Below are 6,000 nucleotides of genomic sequence, written 5' to 3' on the forward strand. Positions count from 1 at the left end.
TCGGCACCGCAGCCACCCATGGGGTGGCTCTACGCCCGGACGAATCGACATTCCGCGGCGGTGATCGGCGGCACGAACCGCCGTAGAGCCACCCCATGGGTGGCTGCGCGCGGCGCCGGGACACCAACGAACCCGCCCGCGCGTAGAGACACGCCATGCGTGTCTGCGCGGTATCACCCCCAAGCAATAAAGCCAATCGCCACCACCGCCAACACCAACCCCGCGCGGTTCCACCGCGTGGTCGGCTCGCCGAACGCGAACACCCCCACCAGCGCCCCCAGCACCACCACGCCGATATTCATCCCGGCGAACACCGTGGCCGGGCTGTCCGGCATCGCCTGATGGGCGTGCACATAAAACAGGATGTTGCCGCCATTGAGCAGGCCCAGCAGCGCGCCCGCGCCCAGGTTGCGCACCTCCAACCGGCCACGCCCGCTCACATGCCGCCACACCTGCACCGCCAGCATCAGCACAAAGGCAATACTGAAGCACACCAGCAGCGCCGCCATCGAAGGCGTGCCCGACAACGCCACCTGCTTCAGCAGCACGTCCACCAGCGCAAAGCCCACCCACACCGCCAGCAGCCAGCGCCAGCTGCCGCCGTCGCCGCTCACCGCCGGCCCGCGCGGGCGCAGGCTGATACCCACCATCGCCACCAGCCCCAACCCCAGCCCGAGCAGCTTCAACGGCGTGGCACTCTGCCCAAAGAACAAAAACGCGGCCAACAACGACAGCAACAACGACAACCGCTGCGCCACATCCGTACGCACGATCCCGGCCACGGCCACCGTACGGCCCAGCACCAGGAACAATGCCGGCAGCACCACCGCCAGCAACAGCAGCGCCGGCCAGGGCGCATGGGAAGACGCCAGCGCCTCCAACGGCGGGCGCAGCACCACGGCGGTAAGGGTCGCGGCCACCAGGTAATTCCAGGTCACCATCTGCCCCACATCCAGGCGCCGGCGGGCCGCCAGCTTCAACAGCACCGACACCAGCACGCTGCAGACCACGCTGAAAAGCAGATAGAACATGGGGTTCCAGGCAGGCGCGGCGATGCAGCCCGCGGGGGAGCGGTATTATGACGCCATGCACAATCCCCCATTCCCCAATGAAAGCGGCACCCTGCAGCTGGCCGGCCCGGTCGGCGCGCTGGACGTGGCGGTTGACCTGCCCAAGGCCGATGTCCCGGCACAGCCGGTCGTGGCGGTCATCTGCCACCCGCTGTCCACCGAGGGCGGCAGCATGCACAACAAGGTGGTGACCATGGTCGGCACCACCCTGCGCGAGCTGGGCGTCACCACCGTGCGCTTCAACTTCCGCAGCGTCGGCACCTCGGCCGGCAGCTTCGACCACGGCACCGGCGAGCAGGACGACCTCAAGGCCGTGGTGGCCTGGGTGCGCGAACAGCGCCCCGACGCCACCCTGTGGCTGGCCGGCTTCAGCTTCGGCGCCTTCGTTTCCCTGCGTGCGGCCGCCGAGCTGCAGCCGCAGGTGCTGGTCTCCATCGCGCCGCCCGCCGGGCGCTGGGACTTCGACGGCGTGCAGCCGCCGGCCAACTGGCTGGTCATCCAGGGCGAAGAAGACGAAATCGTCGACCCGCAGGCGGTCTACAACTGGCTGGACAGCCTGGACGTACCGCACGAGCTGGTGCGCATGCCCGACACCAGCCACTTCTTCCACCGCAAGCTGATCGACCTGCGCGGCGCGCTCACCCACGGCGTCAAGCATTGGCTGCCCAACCCGGACAGCGCGACCGCATGAGCGACACCGCGATGGCCCCGTCGCAGCGCTACGCCGATGGCGTGGCCCGGGGCGAATGGCAGAACGACCCGGCCCAGCACGCCGCCCTGGCCGAGCTGGACCGCATCCACATCGCCCTGGTCGACAGCGCCCAGGACGGCTGGCTGGACCGCCTTTCCGCCTTCTGGAAAAAGCCCGAGCCGGTCAAGGGCCTGTACTTCTGGGGTGGGGTGGGGCGCGGCAAGACCTTCCTGGTCGACCTGTTCTATGACGGCCTGCCGCTGGAGCAGAAGTACCGCACCCACTTCCACCGGTTCATGCGCGGCATCCACGAGCGCCTGCGCGAGCACCAGGGCCAGAGCGACCCGCTGGCCCGCATCGCCCAGGAATGGCGCAGCAAATTGCGCGTGCTGGTGCTGGACGAGTTCTTCGTCACCGACATCGGCGACGCCATGCTGCTGGCGCGCCTGCTCGAACGCCTGTTCGCCGAGGGCGTCACCCTGGTCACCACCTCCAACACCGCCGTGGAGAACCTGTACCTGAACGGCCTGCAGCGCGACAGCTTCCTGCCCGCCATCAGCCTGCTGCAGACCTACTGCGTGGAGCTGTATGCCGAGGGCACCGAGGACTACCGCATGCGCGCGCTGACCCGTTCGCCGGTCTACCAGGCCCCGCGCGACGCCGGCAGCGATGCCTGGCTGGGCGAGCGCTGGGCCGCGCTGAGCGGCGGCCAGCCGGCCAAGCCGGGCAACATCGAAATCGAGGCCCGCAAGATTCCGGTACGCGCGCGCGGCAAGAGCATCGTCTGGTTCGACTTCAAGGCCCTGTGCGAGGGCCCGCGCGGGCCGTCGGACTACATCGAGATCGCGCACGAGTTCAACACCGTGCTGCTGGGCGACGTGCCGCACTTCGACCGCACCAACGAAGACGCCGCCCGCCGCTTCGTGAACCTCATCGACGAACTGTACGACCGCCACGTCAACCTGGTCTGCACCGCCACCGACGCGCCGGTGGCGCTCTACTCCGGCACCCGCCTGCAGGGCGCCTTCGAGCGCACCGCCTCGCGCCTGATAGAAATGCAGAGCGCCGAATACCTGGGCACCCCCCACAGGGCCTGATCGGTAGCCGGCTGGGATCCGACGCGTACGCCCTGCGTGGCGTCGCGCGTCCGGGCGGCAGGACCCGGTAGAGCCACCCCATGGGTGGCTGCGCGGTGCCTGCCAGCGGCCGACATCCCAACGCGTAGGGACACGCCATGCGTGTCCGCGCAATGCCCGCCACCCCAAGATTCGTTACGCCCACGTGATGCCCATCGTTCCGTTTTTCGTGCCCCTCCATCGCAGAAAAATAGGGCGCGCCTGCTTGACTGCGCACTCGCTTTCGACAGGTCACAACCGTTCGTCGGACGCCCTCCAAGTCGAATCCTTGCGCTGCAAGGGATTGCCCCTATTCACCAGATTTGGCGTTGACGCACCCCCTTACCCCCACTATCTTGTGGCCGTCGGTCCCCTCGACCACAAGTCGAAGGGTCCAACGGGCCAAACGCCCACCGACAACCGCATGCCGTACAGGGTGCGGCGCTGGTAGCGCCAGTCTCCGGGGGGAGATGACCGGTGAAGCAAGGGGAATCGTCCGCAGCGCCGTTGCGCCGGTCGCGTCTCCTGCGACACCGACAGTCCACCCTGATGCCTGAGCGCACCGGTCCCGGCCTGCCAAGCAGGCGACCCCGTACCACCCCAAATCACGCCAAGAGGAAAACGCCGTGAGCACCGAAACCAGCGCAGCCACCGACCAGGAAAGCGAGTTCCTGTTGACCTCGCCGCCGACCGCGACCGCCATGAGCGTGACCAAGCGCAACGGCACGACCGAACTGGTGGACCTGAACAAGATCGTGCGCGCGGTGCAGCGTTCGGCCGAAGGCCTGCACTCGGTTGATCCGATGCGCGTGGCTACCCGCACCATCTCGGGTCTGTACAACGGCGCCACCACCCAGGAGCTGGACGAGCTGTCCATCCGCACCGCCGCCCTGCTGATCGGTGAAGAGCCCGAGTACGGCCGCCTTGCGGCGCGCCTGCTGGCCAACTACATCGCCAAGGAAGTGTCGGGCCAGGAAATCCACGCCTTCTCGCAGTCCGTGGGCCGTGGCCACGAAGTGGGCCTGATCAACGACCGCCTGCTGGGCTTCGTGCAGACCAACGCGCGCAAGCTCAACGATGCCATCGACATCGGGCTGGACCTGAACTTCGATTACTTCGGCCTGCGTACCCTGTACGACCGCTACCTGCTGCGCCACCCGCACACCCGCAAGGTGATCGAAACCCCGCAGCAGTTCTTCCTGCGCATCGCCAGCGCCCTGAGCGAAGACGTGCCGGAAACCCTGGCCCTGTACAAGCGCATGGGCAGCCTGGACTACCTGCCGTCCAGCCCGACCCTGTTCAACTCCGGCACCACCCACGAGCAGCTGTCCTCGTGCTTCCTGCTCGATTCGCCGCAGGATTCGCTGGAGTCCATCTATTCCAAGTACGGCGACATCGCCCAGCTGTCCAAGTTCAGCGGCGGCATCGGCGTCAGCTACACCCGCGTGCGTTCGCGCGGCTCGCTCATCAAGTCCACCAACGGCCATTCCAACGGCATCGTGCCGTGGCTGAAGACCATGGATTCGTCCGTGGCCGCCGTGAACCAGGGTGGCAAGCGCAAGGGCGCGGCCTGCGTGTACCTGGAAACCTGGCACGCCGACATCGAGGACTTCCTCGAACTGCGTGACAACACCGGTGACGAATCGCGCCGTGCGCACAACCTGAACCTGGCCAACTGGATCCCGGACCTGTTCATGAAGCGCGTCGAGGCCGACCAGGAATGGTCGCTGTTCGACCCGCGCGTCGTGCCCGAATTCACCGACCTGTTCGGTGAGGACTTCGAGCAGGCCTACCTGCAGGCCGAAGCGCAGGGCAAGGCCAACCGCACCATCTCCGCGCGCAAGCTGTACTCGCGCATGATGCGTACCCTGGCCGAGACCGGCAACGGCTGGATGACCTTCAAGGACAAGTGCAACCGCGCCAGCAACCAGACCCTGCGCGCCGGCAACGTCATCCACCTGTCCAACCTGTGCACCGAAATCCTGGAAATCACCTCGGCCGAAGAGACCGCGGTGTGCAACCTGGGCTCGATCAACCTGGGCAACCATTTCGATGCCCACGGCGAATTCGACTACGACAAGCTGGCCGACACCGTGCGCCTGGCCATCCGCCAGCTCGACCGCGTCATCGACCTGAACTTCTACCCGATCGAATCGGCGCGCCGCGGCAACCTGCGCTGGCGCCCGGTTGGCCTGGGCTGCATGGGCCTGCAGGACGTGTTCTTCCGCAAGCGCCTGGCCTTCGACAGTGCCGAAGCCCGCGCGCTGTCCAAGAAGATCGCCGAGACCATCTACTTCCACGCGCTGGAAACCTCGGTCGAACTGGCCCAGGAACGCGGCAAGCACCCGTCCTTCGCCGACACTCGCGCGGCCAGCGGCGAGCTGCAGTTCGACGCCTGGAACGTGGTGCCGGAAGACAGCGCACGTTGGGACGCCCTGCGTGAGCGCATCAAGGAACACGGCCTGCGCAACTCGCTGATGATCGCGATCGCCCCGACCGCAACCATTGCCTCCATCGCTGGCTGCTACGAGTGCGTCGAGCCGCAGGTGTCCAACCTGTTCAAGCGCGAAACCCTCTCGGGCGACTTCCTGCAGGTCAACCGTTACCTGGTGAACGAGCTGAAGAAGCTGGGCCACTGGACCCCGGAAATGCGCGACGCCATCAAGCTGGCCGAAGGCTCCATCCAGGGCATCGCCCAGATTCCGGAAACCCTGCGCCACGTGTACCGCACCGCATGGGAACTGCCGATGCGTTCGCTGATCGACATGGCCGCCGAGCGCGGCGCGTTCATCGACCAGTCCGCCTCGCTCAACCTGTTCATGGAAAGCCCGAACATCGGCGCCATGTCGTCCATGTACATGTACGCCTGGAAGCAGGGCATCAAGACCACCTACTACCTGCGTTCGCGTCCGGCCACCAAGATCGCCAAGACCACCGTCAGCAGCTACACCCCGGTGGAAGCCGTGGCCTGCTCGCTGGAAAACCCGGAAAGCTGCGAGGCGTGCCAGTAAGAGGCGTGGGGGGCCCCCCCCCCCCCCCCCCCCCCACCCCCCCCGCCCCCCCCCCCCCCCCCCCCGATACCGAAGGCAAGGGCCGCGGCGCGGGTACGCAGGGCGTCAGTCAT

At 67.1% G+C, this 6,000-nt stretch carries 4 protein-coding genes; 3 read left to right on the forward strand and 1 reads right to left on the reverse strand.

All coding sequences use genetic code 11. The features are described from left to right. Positions 1-173 precede the first annotated feature (173 nt). On the reverse strand, positions 174-1,031 hold the full coding sequence (locus ACOZHM_RS20055) for an EamA/RhaT family transporter (RefSeq protein WP_421571096.1): 858 nt from the start codon (positions 1,029-1,031) through the stop codon (positions 174-176). 55 nt (positions 1,032-1,086) lie between these two features. Between ACOZHM_RS20055 and ACOZHM_RS20060 the strand changes: the two genes are divergently transcribed. The 3 genes from ACOZHM_RS20060 to ACOZHM_RS20070 all read left to right on the forward strand — a co-directional run bounded on the left by ACOZHM_RS20060 (position 1,087) and on the right by ACOZHM_RS20070 (position 5,887). After that, on the forward strand, positions 1,087-1,761 hold the full coding sequence (locus ACOZHM_RS20060; RefSeq protein ID WP_421571098.1) for an alpha/beta hydrolase: 675 nt from the start codon (positions 1,087-1,089) through the stop codon (positions 1,759-1,761). Next, complete coding sequence (gene zapE, locus ACOZHM_RS20065) at positions 1,758-2,858, forward strand: cell division protein ZapE (protein ID WP_421571100.1); 1,101 nt, start codon at positions 1,758-1,760, stop codon at positions 2,856-2,858. The genes ACOZHM_RS20060 and zapE overlap by 4 nt, the downstream gene beginning before the upstream one ends. A gap of 644 nt (positions 2,859-3,502) precedes the next feature. Then, positions 3,503-5,887, forward strand: coding sequence for a ribonucleoside-diphosphate reductase subunit alpha (locus tag ACOZHM_RS20070; protein ID WP_421571101.1), 2,385 nt, complete (start codon positions 3,503-3,505; stop codon positions 5,885-5,887). Positions 5,888-6,000: the final 113 nt, after the last annotated feature.

This window comes from Stenotrophomonas sp. PD6 (assembly GCF_049199305.1).
In the GTDB taxonomy this organism is placed as follows: domain Bacteria; phylum Pseudomonadota; class Gammaproteobacteria; order Xanthomonadales; family Xanthomonadaceae; genus Stenotrophomonas.

What these genes read in the sequence shown, in the direction of transcription:
- ACOZHM_RS20055 (WP_421571096.1), bottom strand. Translation starts at nt 1,031, where the DNA reads ATGTTCTATCTGCTTTTCAGCGTGGTCTGCAGCGTGCTGGTGTCGGTG.
- ACOZHM_RS20060 (WP_421571098.1), top strand. Translation starts at nt 1,087, where the DNA reads ATGCACAATCCCCCATTCCCCAATGAAAGCGGCACCCTGCAGCTGGCC.
- zapE (WP_421571100.1), top strand. Translation starts at nt 1,758, where the DNA reads ATGAGCGACACCGCGATGGCCCCGTCGCAGCGCTACGCCGATGGCGTG.